General features: G+C 69.3%; 15 protein-coding genes. 3 read left to right on the forward strand and 12 right to left on the reverse strand.

The genetic code is table 11. The annotated features are described in order from the left end of the window. Positions 1–54: 54 nt before the first annotated feature. Together SKC42_RS20340 and SKC42_RS20345 are read right to left on the reverse strand one after the other, a co-directional pair. Complete coding sequence (locus tag SKC42_RS20340) at positions 55–351, reverse strand: hypothetical protein (protein WP_330966078.1); 297 nt, start codon at positions 349–351, stop codon at positions 55–57. A 182-nt stretch (positions 352–533) separates the two neighbouring features. Beyond that, positions 534–995, reverse strand: coding sequence for an Hsp20/alpha crystallin family protein (locus SKC42_RS20345; RefSeq protein ID WP_330966079.1), 462 nt, complete (start codon positions 993–995; stop codon positions 534–536). Positions 996–1,211: 216 nt separating this feature from the next. Here SKC42_RS20345 and nirB point away from each other — a divergent pair, with 216 nt between their 5' ends. Continuing rightward, positions 1,212–3,797, forward strand: coding sequence for a nitrite reductase large subunit NirB (gene nirB / locus SKC42_RS20350; protein WP_330966080.1), 2,586 nt, complete (start codon positions 1,212–1,214; stop codon positions 3,795–3,797). Beyond that, on the forward strand, positions 3,794–4,150 hold the full coding sequence (nirD, locus tag SKC42_RS20355; protein ID WP_330966081.1) for a nitrite reductase small subunit NirD: 357 nt from the start codon (positions 3,794–3,796) through the stop codon (positions 4,148–4,150). The genes nirB and nirD overlap by 4 nt, the downstream gene beginning before the upstream one ends. Here the strand turns inward: nirD and SKC42_RS20360 are convergent. The 9 genes from SKC42_RS20360 to SKC42_RS20400 form a co-directional block, all read right to left on the reverse strand. After that, on the reverse strand, positions 4,147–4,596 hold the full coding sequence (locus SKC42_RS20360; RefSeq protein WP_330966082.1) for a TetR/AcrR family transcriptional regulator: 450 nt from the start codon (positions 4,594–4,596) through the stop codon (positions 4,147–4,149). The two genes, nirD and SKC42_RS20360, sit on opposite strands and share 4 nt — an antisense overlap. 31 nt (positions 4,597–4,627) lie before the next feature. After that, positions 4,628–5,428: a sirohydrochlorin chelatase gene (locus SKC42_RS20365; RefSeq protein ID WP_330966083.1), complete on the reverse strand. Its 801-nt coding sequence runs from the start codon at positions 5,426–5,428 to the stop codon at positions 4,628–4,630. Further along, a complete protein-coding gene (locus tag SKC42_RS20370; RefSeq protein ID WP_330966084.1) occupies positions 5,419–6,576 on the reverse strand; it encodes a uroporphyrinogen-III synthase in 1,158 nt (385 codons plus the stop codon). Before SKC42_RS20370 ends, SKC42_RS20365 begins: the two co-directional genes overlap by 10 nt. Positions 6,577–6,653: 77 nt before the next feature. Beyond that, positions 6,654–8,051, reverse strand: a complete 1,398-nt coding sequence (locus SKC42_RS20375) for a nitrate/nitrite transporter (RefSeq protein ID WP_330966085.1) — start codon at positions 8,049–8,051, stop codon at positions 6,654–6,656. Between the two features lie 411 nt (positions 8,052–8,462). Continuing rightward, positions 8,463–9,002 carry a GNAT family N-acetyltransferase gene (locus SKC42_RS20380; protein ID WP_330966086.1) on the reverse strand — a complete coding sequence of 180 codons (540 nt, stop codon included), beginning with the start codon at positions 9,000–9,002 and terminating at the stop codon, positions 8,463–8,465. Between the two features lie 10 nt (positions 9,003–9,012). Continuing rightward, complete coding sequence (locus SKC42_RS20385) at positions 9,013–9,930, reverse strand: 5-oxoprolinase/urea amidolyase family protein (RefSeq protein WP_330966156.1); 918 nt, start codon at positions 9,928–9,930, stop codon at positions 9,013–9,015. A 29-nt stretch (positions 9,931–9,959) separates the two neighbouring features. After that, positions 9,960–10,622, reverse strand: coding sequence for a 5-oxoprolinase subunit B family protein (locus SKC42_RS20390; protein ID WP_330966087.1), 663 nt, complete (start codon positions 10,620–10,622; stop codon positions 9,960–9,962). Between the two features lie 112 nt (positions 10,623–10,734). After that, positions 10,735–11,739, reverse strand: coding sequence for an ABC transporter substrate-binding protein (locus tag SKC42_RS20395; RefSeq protein WP_330966088.1), 1,005 nt, complete (start codon positions 11,737–11,739; stop codon positions 10,735–10,737). Positions 11,740–11,795: 56 nt separating this feature from the next. Beyond that, positions 11,796–12,380, reverse strand: coding sequence for an acyl-CoA-like ligand-binding transcription factor (locus SKC42_RS20400; protein WP_330966089.1), 585 nt, complete (start codon positions 12,378–12,380; stop codon positions 11,796–11,798). A 166-nt stretch (positions 12,381–12,546) separates the two neighbouring features. On the opposite strand from SKC42_RS20400, the gene SKC42_RS20405 reads away from it, so the two are divergent. Next, the gene (locus SKC42_RS20405; RefSeq protein ID WP_330966090.1) at positions 12,547–13,947 is read left to right on the forward strand and encodes an MFS transporter; all 1,401 of its coding nucleotides are present in this window, start codon (positions 12,547–12,549) and stop codon (positions 13,945–13,947) included. On the opposite strand, the gene SKC42_RS20410 is transcribed toward SKC42_RS20405, so the two are convergent. Further along, complete coding sequence (locus SKC42_RS20410) at positions 13,937–15,181, reverse strand: DNA polymerase domain-containing protein (protein ID WP_330966091.1); 1,245 nt, start codon at positions 15,179–15,181, stop codon at positions 13,937–13,939. The genes SKC42_RS20405 and SKC42_RS20410 overlap by 11 nt on opposite strands. Positions 15,182–15,234: the final 53 nt, after the last annotated feature.

Below are 15,234 nucleotides of genomic sequence, written 5' to 3' on the forward strand. Positions count from 1 at the left end.
TGTTGGTCGAAGGGTACACAGGAAGGGGCCCCCCGCTTTCGGGGGGTTTGGTTGTCAGTGCCTGCTGTGACCCCCGACACCCTCGTCGTCGACATCGCGCCAGAAGGCGCTGTCGTACTGGGTGTCGGGAATGACGATCTTCTCGCCGGATTGCTGCACGGTGGCGCGCGCCAGGTCCAACTCGGACACGTCGGTGTCGAGCAGATCGACGTCGGAGAGGATCCGGTCGGCGTCGATGACGATGCGCCGCATTGCCGGGCTGTCGCCGTAGCGCGCGCGCAAGGAGCCGACGCACCGCCGCAGGCCGCCGATCAGGTTGTGCAGCTCGGCGAGTTCAGTCGTGGTGGACAAGGGCGCTCCTCACGAAGACGGTGTCTCGGATCACAGTACGCCCCCGATAATATCCACAGCACAGCCCGCACGCAGGCACGTCCGATTGCGCAACGCCTTGAGCAAACACCGGCTGGCGCTTGCCCGCCGTTCGGGACTCCCGGTCGGCAAACCGGCCGCCCCGCCGGATTCGTGTGCGGCTGCTACTTGGTGATGGCGATGCGCTGCGCCTGCTGCCCGGCCGCATCCTGGTACGCACCAGCGACCCGGACGGTCAAGACCCCCGCGTCGTAAGAGGCCGTGACGGCCTCGCCGGTGACGTGCGCCGGCAACTTGAACGACCGGCGGAACGAACCGTAGCGGATCTCGCGCAGCGTGCGTCCTTCCTGCTCGTCCGCGCGCTCGTCGCGGTGCTCGCCGTGGACTACCAGGTAACTCGCCCCGTTCTTACGGTCCACCTCTACGTTGACGTCCTTGTCGACGTCGACGCCCGGCAGTTCCAGGCGTACCACCGCGTCGTCGCCGTCCTTGACGATCTCGGCGGCGGGCGTGAAGCCCGCGGTGGCGGGCGCGAACCAGTCCGCCGACGTGGCGGGGCCGAAGAAGTCGCGCAGCCACCGGTCGGTGTTCCACGCGGGCCGCGACCACAATGCGAGGTTGCTCATGGATGTCTCCTTATGCTTCCTTGTGAGTTGGCTGTGACCGGCGCCTTACCGGTCGGCTATTTGTACAAACATGAGCCGGTCACGCTTAAGTTCCACTCGGCCGTTCGCCCGCGGCGAACATCTTCACAGGCGCCCGTGTGAGATGTGAGCCCGCCGTCATGCGGCCGTCACATAGGGCGAAACCGCGTTAATTTCCGGCGCCTAACCTTCAATCCCATGACTACAGACGGGATTTCGCGCGCCCACTGTGCGGTCCGTCACATCATCGTAGTCGGTCACGGCATGGTGGGTCACCGGTTGGTCGAGGCGCTGCGCGCCCGCGACACCGGGGGATCATGGCGCATCACGGTTTTCGCCGAGGAGGCCCACGCGGCCTACGACCGCGTGGGGCTTACCTCCTACACCGAGAGCTGGGATCGCCGCCTGCTGGCGCTGCCGGGCAACGACTACGACGGTGACGAACGCGTCCAGTTGGTCTTGAACATGCGTGTGACGGAAATTGACCGCGAGGGGAAGTCGGTGGTCACCGCCGACGGCCAGCGGCATGGTTACGACACCCTGGTGTTGGCCACCGGGTCCTATGCGTTCGTGCCACCGGTGCCCGGCCACGACCTGCCGGCCTGCCACGTCTACCGGACGCTGGACGACCTCGATGCCATCCGCGCCGACGCGCAGCGAACGGTGCAGGCCGGTCGCACCCCCGCCGGCGTGGTCATCGGCGGTGGGCTGCTGGGTCTGGAGGCCGCTAACGCGTTGCGCCAGTTCGGTTTGCAGACGCACGTGGTCGAGATGATGCCCCGGTTGATGGCCCAGCAGATCGACGAGGCCGGCGGCGCGCTGCTTGCCCGGATGGTGTCCGAGCTGGGGATCGCGGTGCACGTGGGGGCGGGCACCGAATCGATCGAAACGGTCGGCGACTCGGACGGCATGGCGTCGGTGCAGGTTCGGCTGACCGACGGCGAGGTCATCGACGCCGGCCTGGTGGTCTTCGCCGCCGGCATCCGGCCGCGCGACGAACTGGCGAAGACCGCCGGACTGGAGCTCGCTCCGAGGGGTGGTGTGCTCACTGATTTAACCTGCCGGACAAGCGATCCCGACATATACGCGGTCGGTGAGGTCGCCGCGATCGGGGGCCGCTGTTATGGCCTCGTCGGGCCGGGCTACACCTCCGCCGAGGTGGTGGCGGACCGGTTGCTGGGCGGCGCCGCCGAATTTGGCGAGGCGGACATGTCGACGAAGCTCAAGCTGCTCGGCGTCGACGTGGCGAGCTTCGGTGACGCGATGGGGGCGACCGAGAACTGCCTCGAGGTCGCCATCAACGACGCGGTGAACCGGACCTACGCCAAGCTGGTGCTCTCCGACGACGCCAAGACACTGCTCGGCGGCGTGCTGGTGGGCGACGCCTCGTCGTACGGGGTGCTGCGACCCATGGTCGGCAGCGAGCTGCCGGGGGATCCGCTCGCGCTGATCGCCCCCGCTTCCGGCGAGGCTCCGGCGCTGGGCGTTGGGGCGCTGCCGGATTCGGCGCAGATCTGCTCGTGCAACAACGTCACCAAGGGCGACCTGAAGTGCGCGATCGCCGACGGTTGCGCCGACGTGCCCTCGCTCAAGTCGTGCACCGCGGCGGGCACGTCCTGCGGCTCCTGCGTTCCGCTGCTCAAGCAGCTGCTGGAGGCGGAGGGCGTCGAGCAATCCAAGGCGCTCTGCGAGCACTTCAGCCAGTCGCGGGCGGAGCTCTTCGAGATCATCTCGGCCACCGAGATCCGCACCTTCTCCGGCCTGCTGGAGCGTTTCGGGCGCGGAAAGGGTTGCGATATATGCAAACCCGTCGTGGCGTCCATCCTGGCCTCCACCGGCTCGGACCACATCCTGGAAGGTGAGCAAGCCTCGCTGCAGGATTCCAACGACCACTTCCTGGCGAACATCCAGAAGAACGGCAGCTACTCGGTGGTGCCGCGGGTGCCCGGTGGTGACATCAAGCCCGAGCACCTGATCCTGATCGGTCAGATCGCGCAGGACTTCGGGTTGTACACGAAGATCACCGGGGGCCAGCGGATCGACATGTTCGGCGCGCGGGTGGACCAGCTGCCGGAGATCTGGCGACGGCTGGTCGACGGCGGCATGGAGTCCGGGCACGCTTACGGCAAGGCGCTGCGGACCGTGAAGAGCTGCGTCGGCACCGACTGGTGCCGCTACGGCCAACAGGATTCGGTGCAGCTGGCCATCGACCTGGAGCTGCGCTACCGCGGCCTGCGGGCCCCGCACAAGTTCAAGATGGGCGTCTCGGGCTGTGCGCGCGAGTGCGCCGAGGCCCGCGGCAAGGACGTCGGCGTCATCGCCACCGAAAAAGGCTGGAACCTCTACGTCGGCGGCAACGGCGGCATGACGCCCAAGCACGCCCAGTTGCTGGCCAGCGATCTCGACACCGAGACGTTGGTCCGCTACGTCGACCGGTTCATCATGTACTACATCCGGACCGCCGACCGCCTGCAGCGCACGGCGCCCTGGGTGGATTCGCTCGAGGGTGGCCTGGACCACGTGCGCGAGGTGGTGTGCGAGGACTCGCTGGGCCTGGCCGAAGAATTCGAGGCCGCGATGGAACGGCACGTGCAGAACTACAAGTGCGAGTGGAAGGGCGTGCTCGACGACCCGGACAAGCTGTCGCGGTTCGTCTCCTTCGTCAACGCCCCGGACGAAATCGATACGACGGTGGCATTCACCGAGCACGCGGGTCGCAAGATCCCGGTGTCCATTGGTATGCCGCGGATACGAGGCGGGTACGAGCTGCGGGGGGAATCATGACGCTTCTCAACGACATTGCGGTGTGGACGACGGCCTGCGAGTACGACCGTCTGATCCCGGGCCGGGGGGTCGGCGTGCTCCTCGACGACGGCTCCCAGGCGGCCCTGTTCCGGCTGGACGACGGCTCGGTGCGCGCGGTCGGCAACATCGACCCGTTCTCCGGGGCGGCGGTGCTCTCGCGCGGTATCGTGGGCGACCGCGGCGGACGGGTGACGGTCCAGTCGCCGATCCTCAAGCAGGCTTTCTCGCTGGATGACGGCGAATGCCTCGACGATCCGAGCTTCTCGGTTCCGGTCTATCTGGCGCGCGTCACCGCCGAAGGGATCGTCCAGGTCGGCCGGATCGCCGGCTAGCTGATATCGCCCACGAGGTAGCGCTGCATCGTCGGGCCGATGGCGTCGACGAGCGCGTCGACCGACATGGAGTGCAGGGGTTCGGACCGAACGCCGTAGCGCATAATCCCCAGACCCACCAGCTGGGACGCGCACAGCGACGCCCGCACGGCGACCTTGTCGGCGCCCAGCACCTTGAGCAGCGGCCCGAAAACCGGTCCGACGAACATGCTTTGCACCACCTCGGCGGTTTTTGCCATCCCCGTGGACGCCACGGCGCTGGCGGCGAAGGGACCCCCGCCGGCGGCGTCCCACGTGGTGATCAGCATATGTAGGGTCCGGCGGCCCACCTGATTGGCCCCTCCGGTAACGATGCGGTCGATGAACTCCGGTGTGCCGAAGGGCAACCGCAGCATTTTCGCGACCGGATCAAGGATGCCGTGCGACGGCTCTCGGCGGCGGGCCATGGTGCCAGGATTGCCCGGTTGGGAACAAAGATCAAGCGTCCCGAGCGTCGGCGCGCCCCGTTGTGGCGGTCGCGTGCGACGCGGCACTCGGTAGCGCGTGCGGGCCCTGGGCGCGCCGCCGGCTGGGCCGGCGGGTCGCATGCCGCGGCGCCGCCGGCACGGGCATGGCCCGGCGGAACCGACTGGCTAGCAGCCGAGGCAAGCCCGGGTGGATGCCGAGCGGCTCGCTGACCAGGTCGGCGCCGCAGGCGCGCAGTCGTTCCTGAAACAGGCCGTCCGCCAGCAGATATGAGGCGACGACGACGCGGCGCGCGCCGTCGCGCCGAGCGGCCGCGACTGCCTCGTCGATGTGCGGCTCGCCGGTCGCCGCGAAGCCCAGCCGCACCCGCGATCCCACCAGCGCGGACAGCGTGGTGGCCGTGACATGCAGGTCGGCGCGCGCATGGGGGTCCGAAGTGCCGGCCGCCCCGAGGATAACGGAATCGCCTGGGCGCCAACCGCATTGCATCAGTTGGTCGCCGACGATCCGGGCGACCTGGCCGTCGGGCCCCAGCGCCGGGGTCACCACGACGTTCGGGTGCCCGCTCGCCGCGACGTGCGCCGGCAAGTCGGCCCGGACGTGGTAGCCGCGGGACAGGAACGCCGGCACCACGATCGCCGGCCGGCCGGGGTCGGTGTGCGCCAGGACATCGCTGGGCGTGGGTCCGAGCACGTCGACGAACGCCACGTGCACCGAGCGGCCGAGCGTGGCGGCGACGCGCGCCGCGAGGTCTCCGATCATCGCGACGCCGCCCGGCCTGCGGGTGCCGTGCGCGGCCAGGATCAGTGCCATGGGGAACCGGCCTGGTCGTCGATCGCGAGCCGGTAGCCGCGCTTGACCACCGTCGCGACGATGTTCTTGTCGCCCAACGCCGTTCGCAGCCGCAGCACGGCCGTGTCGACCGCGTGCGGGTCGTTGCTATTGCCGGGCAGGACGCGGAGCAGGTCATTGCGGGCGACGACGGATCCGGGCCGCTGCGCCAGCGCGCGCAGGACCGCCATGCCGGACGGGGACAGCAGCTTGATCGACCCGTCGACCAGCACGCAGGTTCCGCGGATGTCCACCGAGTGGCCCGCGGCCTTGACCGTGCACGACCCCAGCAGGGGCAGCTCCTCGGCGATGTGCCGGGCCAGTGCGCCCAGCCGCATGCGCTCGGGCGACGAGGTGGGAACGCCCTTGCGGATCAGCGGTTTGGACGTGACGGGGCCGACGCACATCGCGTGCACGTCGGTGCGTAGCGCCTGCAGCAGCGGCTCCTCGATGTCGAGCTGCCGGCTGCGCTCGAGCACGGCCGCCGCCGCGGGTGCGGACGTGAAGGTGACGGCGTCGAATTGGCGCCGCGCGATCCCGGTGACCAGCTGGTCGAAGTCGCCGCCCAAAGGCGTTGGCTTCCAGCGGTAGACGCGGATCGGCACCACTTCGGCCCCGGTGGCGCGTAGCCCACCGAGGAACTCCGGAAAGGGGTCCCACGCGTCGGCGGCGCCGTGCAGCTGGATGGCGATCCGCATCCCGGACACGCCCGACCCCAGCAGATATTCCAGTACCTCCTGGGACGATTCGGAGTCCGGGGACCACTCCTCGTGCAGTCCTGCGGCGCGCAGCGCACCGGTCGCCTTCGGCCCGCGCGACACGATCCGGGCCGACGACAGCGCCCCGAGGAGCTGGCCGGCCAGTCCCCATCCCTCGGCGGCGGCCAGCCAGCCGCGAAAGCCGATACCCGTGTGGGCCACCAGGATGTCGGGCGGTTCGGCGATCAGGGCCTCGGTGTTGCTCTGCAGCTCGTCGTCGTCGGGCAGGGCGATCATGTTGATCGCGGGCGCGCTGCAGACCTCGGCCCCGTGGCGGCTCAGCAGCGCGCATAGCTCCTCGGCGCGCCGGGCCGACGTCACCGCGATGCGGTAACCGGTCAGTGGCGCCGGCTTCGGCTGCTGGGCCCCCATATGACCTGTGTAGGCCTGGGACGTTTCGGTTTCGTTACCCGGCAATTGCCGCCGCATTGCCCCCGTTACCAACACCATCACACTCGCACGGGCTCGGTGTCGATAGCGGGGCTCGGCAGGCCCGCGGCGACGGCGGGACGCCGCGCGTAGAGCATCCAGGTCAACGCCGCGGCGACCACATACGACGCCAGGAACATCCAGTACGCCGACGTCTCGGTGCCGGTGCTGAGGTAGGACTGGCGCAGCGCGAGGTTGATGCCCACACCGCCGAGCGCGCCGACGGCCGAGCAGATGCCGATGAGCGATCCCGACTTCGCGCGGCACCACTGGCGGCGTTCGGCCTCGCTGCCAGCCAGGGTGCGGCTGCGCGCCTGATACACCGACGGGATCATCTTGAACACCGACCCGTTGCCCATCCCGGACAGCACGAACAGCACCATGAAGCCGGTGACGTAGCCGATCATGCTGGTCGAGCGGGCCCCGGCGTCATGTCCGTCGAAGGTGCTGATGGTGACCAGCAGCCCGGCGGCCAGGATCATGCCGGCCAGCACACCCAGCGTCACGCGGCTGCCGCCCTTGCGATCGGCCAGCCGGCCGCCGTAGATGCGGGCCAATGAACCCAGCAGCGGCCCGATGAAGGCGATCTGCGCGGCATGCAGCGCGGCGTGCTTTGCGCTTTCGCCGTTGGCCAGGAAATTCACCTGCATCACCTGCCCGAAGGCGAAGGAGAAGCCGATCCACGACCCGAAGGTGCAGATGTACAGCAGCGAGATCACATAGGTGTCCCGCTCGAACAGGATGGAACGCATGGTGGTGAGCTCGGTGCCGTGGTGGAGGTTGTCCATGAACACCGCCGCCGCGACACCGACGACGGCCAACAGGACCAGGTAGACCGCGCACACCCAGTACGGCGCCTCGTGACCGGCGGTGGCGAGCACCAGCAGACCGACCAGCTGGATCACCGCCACGCCGAGATTGCCGACGCCGGCGTTCACCGCCAGCGCAGCCCCCTTGAGCCGTTCGGGGTAGAACGCGTTGACGTTGGCTAGCGAGGCGGCGTAGTTGCCGCCGCCGAGTCCGGTGAGCGCCGCGCACAGCAGGTAAAGCCACAGGGGCAGGCCCGGATTGGCCAGCAGGACGATCGTGCCGACGGTCGGTATCAACAGCACGAACGCCGAGAAGGTGGTCCAGTTGCGGCCGCCGAACGCGGCGATGCCCAACGTGTACGGAATGCGCGCGCAACCGCCGACCAGGGTGGCCACCGCGCCCAGCAGCAGCTTGTCGCCGGCCGAGAAGCCGTAGACGTTCGCTGGCATGAACAACGCCATCACTGGCCACAACGTCCAGATCGAGAAGGCGACGTGGTCGGCCGCCACCGTGCAGAGCAGGTTGCGACGGGCGATGGTCTTGTTGCCTGCCTCCCAGGCGGCCGCGTCGTCCGGATTCCAGTCCGCGATGCGGTGGTTGCGGCCCATGGGATCGTCACCTTTCGTCGACGGGCTGACCCTGTCACGGGGGCTTCGCGGACGCTCCCGGTTGCCACCCGCAACGAAACGGGCGAAAGTGGTTGAGAGCGTGGCGCGACGCGGCGCCACGCAGCGAAGAGGCATGCCCCGCCGTACAATTCGATGCTCACATTTCGCGCAGAACGCCGTCAACTGAATACGACCTGAATCGCCTGTAAGTTGAATCGGAGTTATCTGGTAAATCCCTGAAGGGCAATCCGTTTGGCCCGCGGGGCGGGGTCTGATCGGCATTGAGGCGAGAGATCGCGCTCGGCGCAAGTGATTTCACGCCCGTCCACGGTTTTGTGTGAGTTGCACTACATCTCGTGTGGCAAATTGCTTGGACGCCGATGCCAATTCGGTGTCAATGTGGTCGCCGCCTCACCACACGTCGCCGTCGCGCCAGTCGCACATCAACTCGGCGGAGGTGTCGGGGCTGATCCCGATCGGCAGGACCAGCACCGTGCCGTCGTCGTCGGGCGTGCGCGCCGCCCCGTCGGGCGTCAGCACCCAGGTGGGACCCGTCCAGGGTAGCCAGCCACGCGCCGCGTACACCCCGGCGGTCGCCGTACTGAGGGCGCCAATCTGGTAGGCGCCACGGATGACCTGTTCGATGGCGTCGAGCACGGCGTGCGCCAGGCCTTGGCCGCGGCAGTCCTCGCGGACCGCGACCGCCTCGACGTAGCCGCAGCGCAGCGCGCTCCCGCGGTGGATCAGGCGGCGCTGCACCACCGCGGCGTGGGCGATGATCGCCCCGTGCAGCCAGATGAGGGCGTGCATGCCGCCCAGCGCGTGCTCCCAGTCGTCGTCGGTGAACTCCCCGCCGAACGCCGCGGTGACCATCTGGCGCACGCCGTGCCGCGTTTCGGCATCGAGGTCGGCGGTGTGCACCAGGCGGGCGGTGTGTACCGGTGCGCTCACGATCGTCTTTCTACCAGGCGGTCGCAGCGGGACCGGCGCCCGCATGAGCGCCGGCGGCGGCGGGCGTGCGCGGTCGTGCCCAATGCAGCCGCACCCGCTGGCCGGGCCGCACCTGGGCCATCCGGTCCACGTCGTCGTCGACCACCACCCCGATGACGGGATAGCCACCGGTGAGCGGGTGGTCGGGTCCGAGGATCACCGGTAAACCGTTGGGGGGAATCTGAATCGCGCCGCGGGTGGCGCCTTCGCTGGGCAGCTGACGGTCGGGGTAGCGGTATTGCAGCGCGCGGCCGACCAGCCGCATCCCCACCCGGTCGCTCCGGTCGGACGCGACCCAGTCCGTATGCACCAGCAGATCGGGATCGAGGAACCAGTCGTCCCGTGGCCCGGGCACCGCCGACAGCTCGACCACATCACCGGTGAGGGCGGCCACCGGGGCCTGGTCCAGCTCGGGGTAGGCGTCGGTGTGCTCGCCCACCGGCAGCCGGTCGCCCGGCCGCAGCGGCGCCGGACCGATCGCCGACATCACGTCGTAGCTGCGCGAGCCCAGCACGGGTGGCACGCAGATGCCGCCGCGCACCGCCAGGTACGAGCGCAGTCCCGCGCGGGGGGCGCCCAGCGCGATCACCTGTCCGTCGCGCACGCGGTGAATGCTGTTGGTGCCGAACTTGACTCCGTTGATGGTGGGGTCGGTGTCGGCGCCCGTCACCGCGATGTCGACGTCGCCGCCGCGGACCCGCGCCGCGAGCCCGCCGAACGTCACCTCAACGGTGGCGCAGTCGTCCGGGTTTGCGACCAGCCGGTTGGCCAGCCGGTGCGCGTGGCGGTCGGCCGCCCCGGACTCACCGACGCCGAGGTGTGCCAGACCCGGCCGGCCGAGGTCCTCGACGACCGCGAACGGGCCGGTGCGCAGGATCTCCAGGCTGATGTCGGGGCGGCTCACGGAGATCTCCTCCCTCAGACGGCCCGGAACTGGACCCACATGCCCTGCGTCAGCAGCGCGGGATCGGATCGGCCCAGGTCCCACAGGGCGGCGTCGGTGCGGCCGATGAGTTGCCAGCCGCCGGGGGACCGGCGTGGGTAGACGGCGCTGAATTCGCCGGCGAGGCCCACCGATCCGGCGGGCACGGAGGTGCGCGGTTCGGCGCGGCGCGGCACTCGTAGCCGCGCGTCGCCGTCGACCAGGTAGGCGAAACCCGGTGCGAATCCGCTGAATCCGACCCGCCACAGGGCGGAGGTATGGGCGTCGATCACCTGGTCGGCGGACAGGCCGGTGTGGTCGGCGACCTGGGCGAGGTCCGGGCCGTCATAGACGACGCCGATCACCACGTCGGCGCCGCGTCCGGCGGGAGCGGTCGCCTCGGCGCCCACCCGCATGGTGCGGAGCCGCCGGCGGACGACGCCCTGGGAGCGGGGGCCGTCGAGCTTCACCAGCACCGTGCGGGCGGCCGCGACGACGTCGACCACCCCGGGCAGGGCGGCGCTCCGCAGCGTCGCCACCCAGCCCAGCACCTCGGCGGTGCTGCCGCACTGCACCATCAGCGCCCGGTCGCCGTAGTCCAGGACGGTGTTTCCGACCAGGTCGGTCGGCCGGTCGACAGGAGCACCGGTCACGCTCATTACCCGACGGTAACCCTGCGATCGGGGCAGGCGGGAGGGGTTTCCGGCAGATTTTCGAGCACTGCCAGAGGTGCCTTACCGAACGCTCAAACCAGCCGCACCGCGGCCCGGTTCACCCCAGGATCTTGCCGATCAGCGGGGACAGTTGGTCGGCCACCACGGGGTAACTCAGCGGGGACGCGAACGCGATGGCGCCGGCCTGGTCCTTGGTGGTGAAGATGTGCCGGTTCTGGGCGGTGGCCTGCGAGGCGGCCACGTCGGGGTCGGCCAGCAGCGCCTTCTGGTCGTCGGGGCTCTCGGTGGTCCAGATGAGCACATCGGCCGAATCGAGCACCGCTTTGACCTGGTCGCGCGGGATGACGGCGCGGTGATCGGTGCCGAACGGCTTGATGCTGTCGGCGATCACCAGGCCCATCTGGTTGAGGAAGTCCGTCCGCCACCCCGCCAGCGTGGCCACCACGGTGCCCTGCCACAGGGTGCCCTGCATCAGCAGCGCCTTCTTACCCTTCCACTGCGGATTCTTCGTCGAGACGTCGGCGAACTTCTGATCGACGGCCGCGATCAGCGACTTCATCTGCTCGGCCTGGAACACGGCCTGGCCGACGGTCGTGGCCTGGTCCTTCCACGGCTCGAAGAACGCGTCACCGTCCGACTGCGCGATGGTCGGGGCGATCGCGGACAGCTTCTGATAGGTGTCGGCGTCCAGGCCCGCGTTGACCGCCACGATCAAATCGGGCTTGAGTCCGGCGATCTGGTCGACGGGAATCCCGTTGTCGAGGTTCAGCACCACCGGCTGTGCCCCGCCGAGCTTGGGCTGGGCCCACGGCCACACCGCGAACGGCTGGTCGCCGAACCAGTTTGTGACGGCGATCGGCACTACGCCCACCGCGAGCAGGTCGTCCTGTTCGGTGTAGCCGGCGCTGACCACGCGTTTGGGCGCCTGCTTGACGACGGTTTCGCCGAAAAGGTGTGTGATCGTCACGGCCGCGGGGCCCGCCGCGTTCGCGTCGGGCCTGCGCGCCGAACACGCCACGGCAAAACCGGACAACCCGGCCATGCCCGCCGCCCCGGCGGCGCCCGCCAGCTGCAAGAATCCCCGTCGACTCCATCCCTGCATCGCGTGAGATTATCGCGTTCCGCGCCCCGACCTGCGCCGCCGCGCGGTTTTGCCGCTCAGCCCAGCGGCATGCCGGCGTCGAGGAAGTCCAGCGCGCGGAAGATGGTGTCGGCCGTCTTGGGCGCGCTGTCGTAGGCCGCCATCATGGCGCCGACCATCGCGCCGACGAACACCCGAACCTCGAAATCGTCTGCGGCGCGGCCGATTCTGGCGCCGATCGCTTCCGCCATGACGGTGACGGTGCGGTAGTACTCGTCGTATAGGGCGGCCTTGAGCTCGGGGATCGAGAAGATCAGCCGTTGCCGGGTGTTTTCGAACTCCTGCTGCTCGGGCGACAACCCCGCCATCGTGGTCTCGTAGGCGCGACGGATGGCCTGGCTCGGGGTCAGGTGGGCCGGCTGCGACCCGAACGCCTCCAGTATCAGCGGGTCCAGGTCATCCGCGAGCAGCAGCGACTCCTTGGTGGGGAAGTAGCGGAAGAAGGTGCTGGGGGACACCTCAGCGGCGTCGGCGATCTGTTCGACGGTGGTCGCCGCGTAGCCGTTCGCGTCGAAGAGACGGAAAGCCTCCCGCCTGATGGCTTGGCGGGTTTTGATCTTCTTGCGCTCCCGCAGACCCAGGGGCGCCTCGGTCGCCTGCATGCGGCCATTCTCCCAGCCCCCGCCGCCGGCGGAATTCTTTCTGACAGTGCCGCGCGGGCGGCTGCGATCTCTTGGTATCCACGGCGTAACTGCGCACACCCAGCCCGGTAACAGCGCGTCCTTAGCGTCGAGTGGTCAGAGCACGCACCATAGGGGGCCAGCCATAATGACCACGACGACCAGCCCGGTTACCCAGCCGGCGCCGCCGCGCGAGCGTCCCCGAGGAGGGCACTGGATCGACGACTGGCGCCCGGAGGATCCCGCATTCTGGGAGACCACGGGCAAGCCGATCGCGCGGCGCAACCTGATCTTCTCGATCTTCGCCGAGCACGTCGGGTTCAGCGTGTGGATGTTGTGGAGCATCGTGGTGGTTCACATGACCGCCCTGTCAACCGCCGCTGCGCCCGGGCATCCCGCTCACCCGTCGGCGTCCGGGTGGGCGCTGACCGCCAGCCAGGCCCTGTGCCTGGTCGCCGTCCCCAGCGGTGTCGGTGCTTTCCTGAGGCTGCCGTACACGTTCGCGGTCCCCGTGTTCGGCGGCCGCAACTGGACCACCATCTCGGCCGGGTTGCTGCTCATCCCGTGCCTGCTGCTGGCCTGGGCGGTGAGCCATCCCGGCATCCCGTTCGGGGTCCTGCTGGCGATCGCGGCGACCGCCGGCCTCGGGGGCGGCAACTTCGCCTCCTCGATGGCCAACATCTCGTTCTTCTACCCCGAGAAGGACAAGGGCTGGGCGCTCGGCCTCAACGCGGCCGGCGGCAACATCGGGGTGGCAGTCGTGCAGAAGGTCATCCCGACGATCGTGATCGCCGGGGGCGGGATCGCGCTGTCGCGCGCCGGCCTCTTCTACGTGCCGCTGGCCGTCGTCGCCGCGGTGTGTGCCTTCCTGTTCATGAACAACCTCGCCGAGGAGAAGGCGGACGTGAAGCCGGTCTGGCAGTCGCTGCGGCACGCCGACACCTGGATCATGTCGCTGCTCTACATCGGCACCTTCGGGTCGTTTATCGGTTACTCGGCCGCCTTCCCGACGCTGCTCAAGACCGTCTTCGGCCGCGGTGACATTGCCCTGACCTGGGCGTTCCTGGGTGCCGGCATCGGCTCGGTCATCCGGCCAGTGGGCGGCAAGCTCGCCGACCGGATCGGTGGAGCGCGCATCACCGCCGCCAGTTTCGTCATGCTCGCCGTGGGCGCCGCGGCGGCGCTGTGGTCGGTCAACGCCAAGAACCTGCCGGTCTTCTTCGCCAGCTTCATGTTCCTGTTCGTCGCCACCGGCATCGGCAACGGGTCGACCTACCGGATGATCTCGCGGATCTTCGCGATCAAGGGCGAGCTCGCCGGTGGCGACCCGGACACGATGGTGCACATGCGCCGCCAGGCCGCCGGCGCGCTGGGCGTCATCTCGTCGGTGGGCGCCTTCGGCGGCTTCATCGTCCCGCTGGCCTACGCGTGGTCGAAGTCGCAGTTCGGCAGCATCGAGCCCGCGCTGCGGTTCTACGTGGGGTTCTTCCTCGCCCTGCTCGTCGTGACCTGGGCCTGCTACCTGCGTAAGGGCCGCATCACCGTCTAGCCCGGTAGCCCTCCCACGGGCTGTAGTCGGCGATCAGGTCTTCCTGCGGCGGTCGCTCCTCGGCCGGCACGTGCTGCAGGTTTATCCGGATCCGGTACCAGATCGAGCTGGGCCCGCGCATGCCGTCGACCAACACGTCGGCCGGGTGCAGCCGGTCGGCGACCGTCGGGTAGCGGCCGCGCCAGGTGTCCAGGGCCGCCATCGCCTCGTCCCGGGTCTTGGTGCGGGCAATCTCGATCAGCGGCATCGCCGACTGGCGCCGGCCGTCGGTGCGCTTGCCGGACCCCTTCGGCGCGCGCTCGGGTGGCCCCATGTCCTCGGCCAGCGCTAGCAATCGGTCGAGCTCGCCGACCGCGTCGTCCATCCCCGCCCACGGATCGCCGATCTCGGCGAACCGGGCCGGGACGGTGTCCATGGTGAATTCTTCGGGCCGGCGCGCGGTGACTTCCGCCCAGTGCAGCGGTGTCGAGACGCGGGCGTCCGGGGTGGCCCGGACCGAATATGCCGACGCGACCGTGCGGTCCTTGGCGTTCTGGTTGAAGTCGACGAACACGCCCTCGCGCTCCTCCTTCCACCATCGGCTGGTGGCCGCATCGGGCGCCCGGCGCTCGACCTCGCGCGCGACGGTCTGGGCGGCCAACCGCACCTGCCGGAACGTCCAGCGCGGCGCGATGCGCGCGTAGATGTGGAACCCGCGTGAGCCCGACGTCTTCGGCCACGCGACAAGGCCGTAGTCCTCCAGGACGCCACGCGCGACCAGCGCGACGTCGACGATGTCCCGCCAGGAGACGCCCGGCATCGGATCGAGGTCGACGCGCAGCTCGTCCGGGTGGTCGAGGTCGCCGGCCAGCACCGGATGGGGGTTGAGGTCGACGCAGCCCAGGTTGATCGCCCATGCCAGCCCCGCGGCGTCGTGAACGACGGCCTCGGCGGCGGAAGTTCCTCGCGCATAATGCAATTCGGCGACGTCGACGTAGTCCGGCCGGTTCGCGGGTGCCCGCTTCTGAAAGACGGCCTCTTCGGCGATGCCCTTGACGTAGCGCTTGAGGATCATCGGTCGGCCGGCCACGCCGCGCAGGGCCCCGTCGGCAACGGCGAGGTAGTAGCGAACCAGGTCCAGCTTGGTGCGCGTGGCCGCGCCGCCGTGGGCCTCGAACACCACCTTGTCCGGATGAGTGATGGTGACCCGGTGTCCGGCCACCTCCAGCGAATCCGGGCCGACCATGTTCATCATCGTAAGTCGGGGGGTACATACCGGTTGTAATGCGATCGACGTCACATATGGTG

It is taken from the genome of Mycobacterium sp. 050134 (assembly GCF_036409085.1).
In the GTDB taxonomy this organism is placed as follows: domain Bacteria; phylum Actinomycetota; class Actinomycetes; order Mycobacteriales; family Mycobacteriaceae; genus Mycobacterium.

What these genes read in the sequence shown, in the direction of transcription:
- SKC42_RS20365 (WP_330966083.1), bottom strand. Translation starts at nt 5,428, where the DNA reads ATGGCACTGATCCTGGCCGCGCACGGCACCCGCAGGCCGGGCGGCGTC.
- SKC42_RS20370 (WP_330966084.1), bottom strand. Translation starts at nt 6,576, where the DNA reads ATGGGGGCCCAGCAGCCGAAGCCGGCGCCACTGACCGGTTACCGCATC.
- SKC42_RS20395 (WP_330966088.1), bottom strand. Translation starts at nt 11,739, where the DNA reads ATGCAGGGATGGAGTCGACGGGGATTCTTGCAGCTGGCGGGCGCCGCC.
- SKC42_RS20405 (WP_330966090.1), top strand. Translation starts at nt 12,547, where the DNA reads ATGACCACGACGACCAGCCCGGTTACCCAGCCGGCGCCGCCGCGCGAG.
- SKC42_RS20410 (WP_330966091.1), bottom strand. Translation starts at nt 15,181, where the DNA reads ATGATGAACATGGTCGGCCCGGATTCGCTGGAGGTGGCCGGACACCGG.
- nirB (WP_330966080.1), top strand. Translation starts at nt 1,212, where the DNA reads ATGACTACAGACGGGATTTCGCGCGCCCACTGTGCGGTCCGTCACATC.
- nirD (WP_330966081.1), top strand. Translation starts at nt 3,794, where the DNA reads ATGACGCTTCTCAACGACATTGCGGTGTGGACGACGGCCTGCGAGTAC.
- SKC42_RS20375 (WP_330966085.1), bottom strand. Translation starts at nt 8,051, where the DNA reads ATGGGCCGCAACCACCGCATCGCGGACTGGAATCCGGACGACGCGGCC.
- SKC42_RS20400 (WP_330966089.1), bottom strand. Translation starts at nt 12,380, where the DNA reads ATGCAGGCGACCGAGGCGCCCCTGGGTCTGCGGGAGCGCAAGAAGATC.
- SKC42_RS20390 (WP_330966087.1), bottom strand. Translation starts at nt 10,622, where the DNA reads ATGAGCGTGACCGGTGCTCCTGTCGACCGGCCGACCGACCTGGTCGGA.
- SKC42_RS20345 (WP_330966079.1), bottom strand. Translation starts at nt 995, where the DNA reads ATGAGCAACCTCGCATTGTGGTCGCGGCCCGCGTGGAACACCGACCGG.
- SKC42_RS20360 (WP_330966082.1), bottom strand. Translation starts at nt 4,596, where the DNA reads ATGGCCCGCCGCCGAGAGCCGTCGCACGGCATCCTTGATCCGGTCGCG.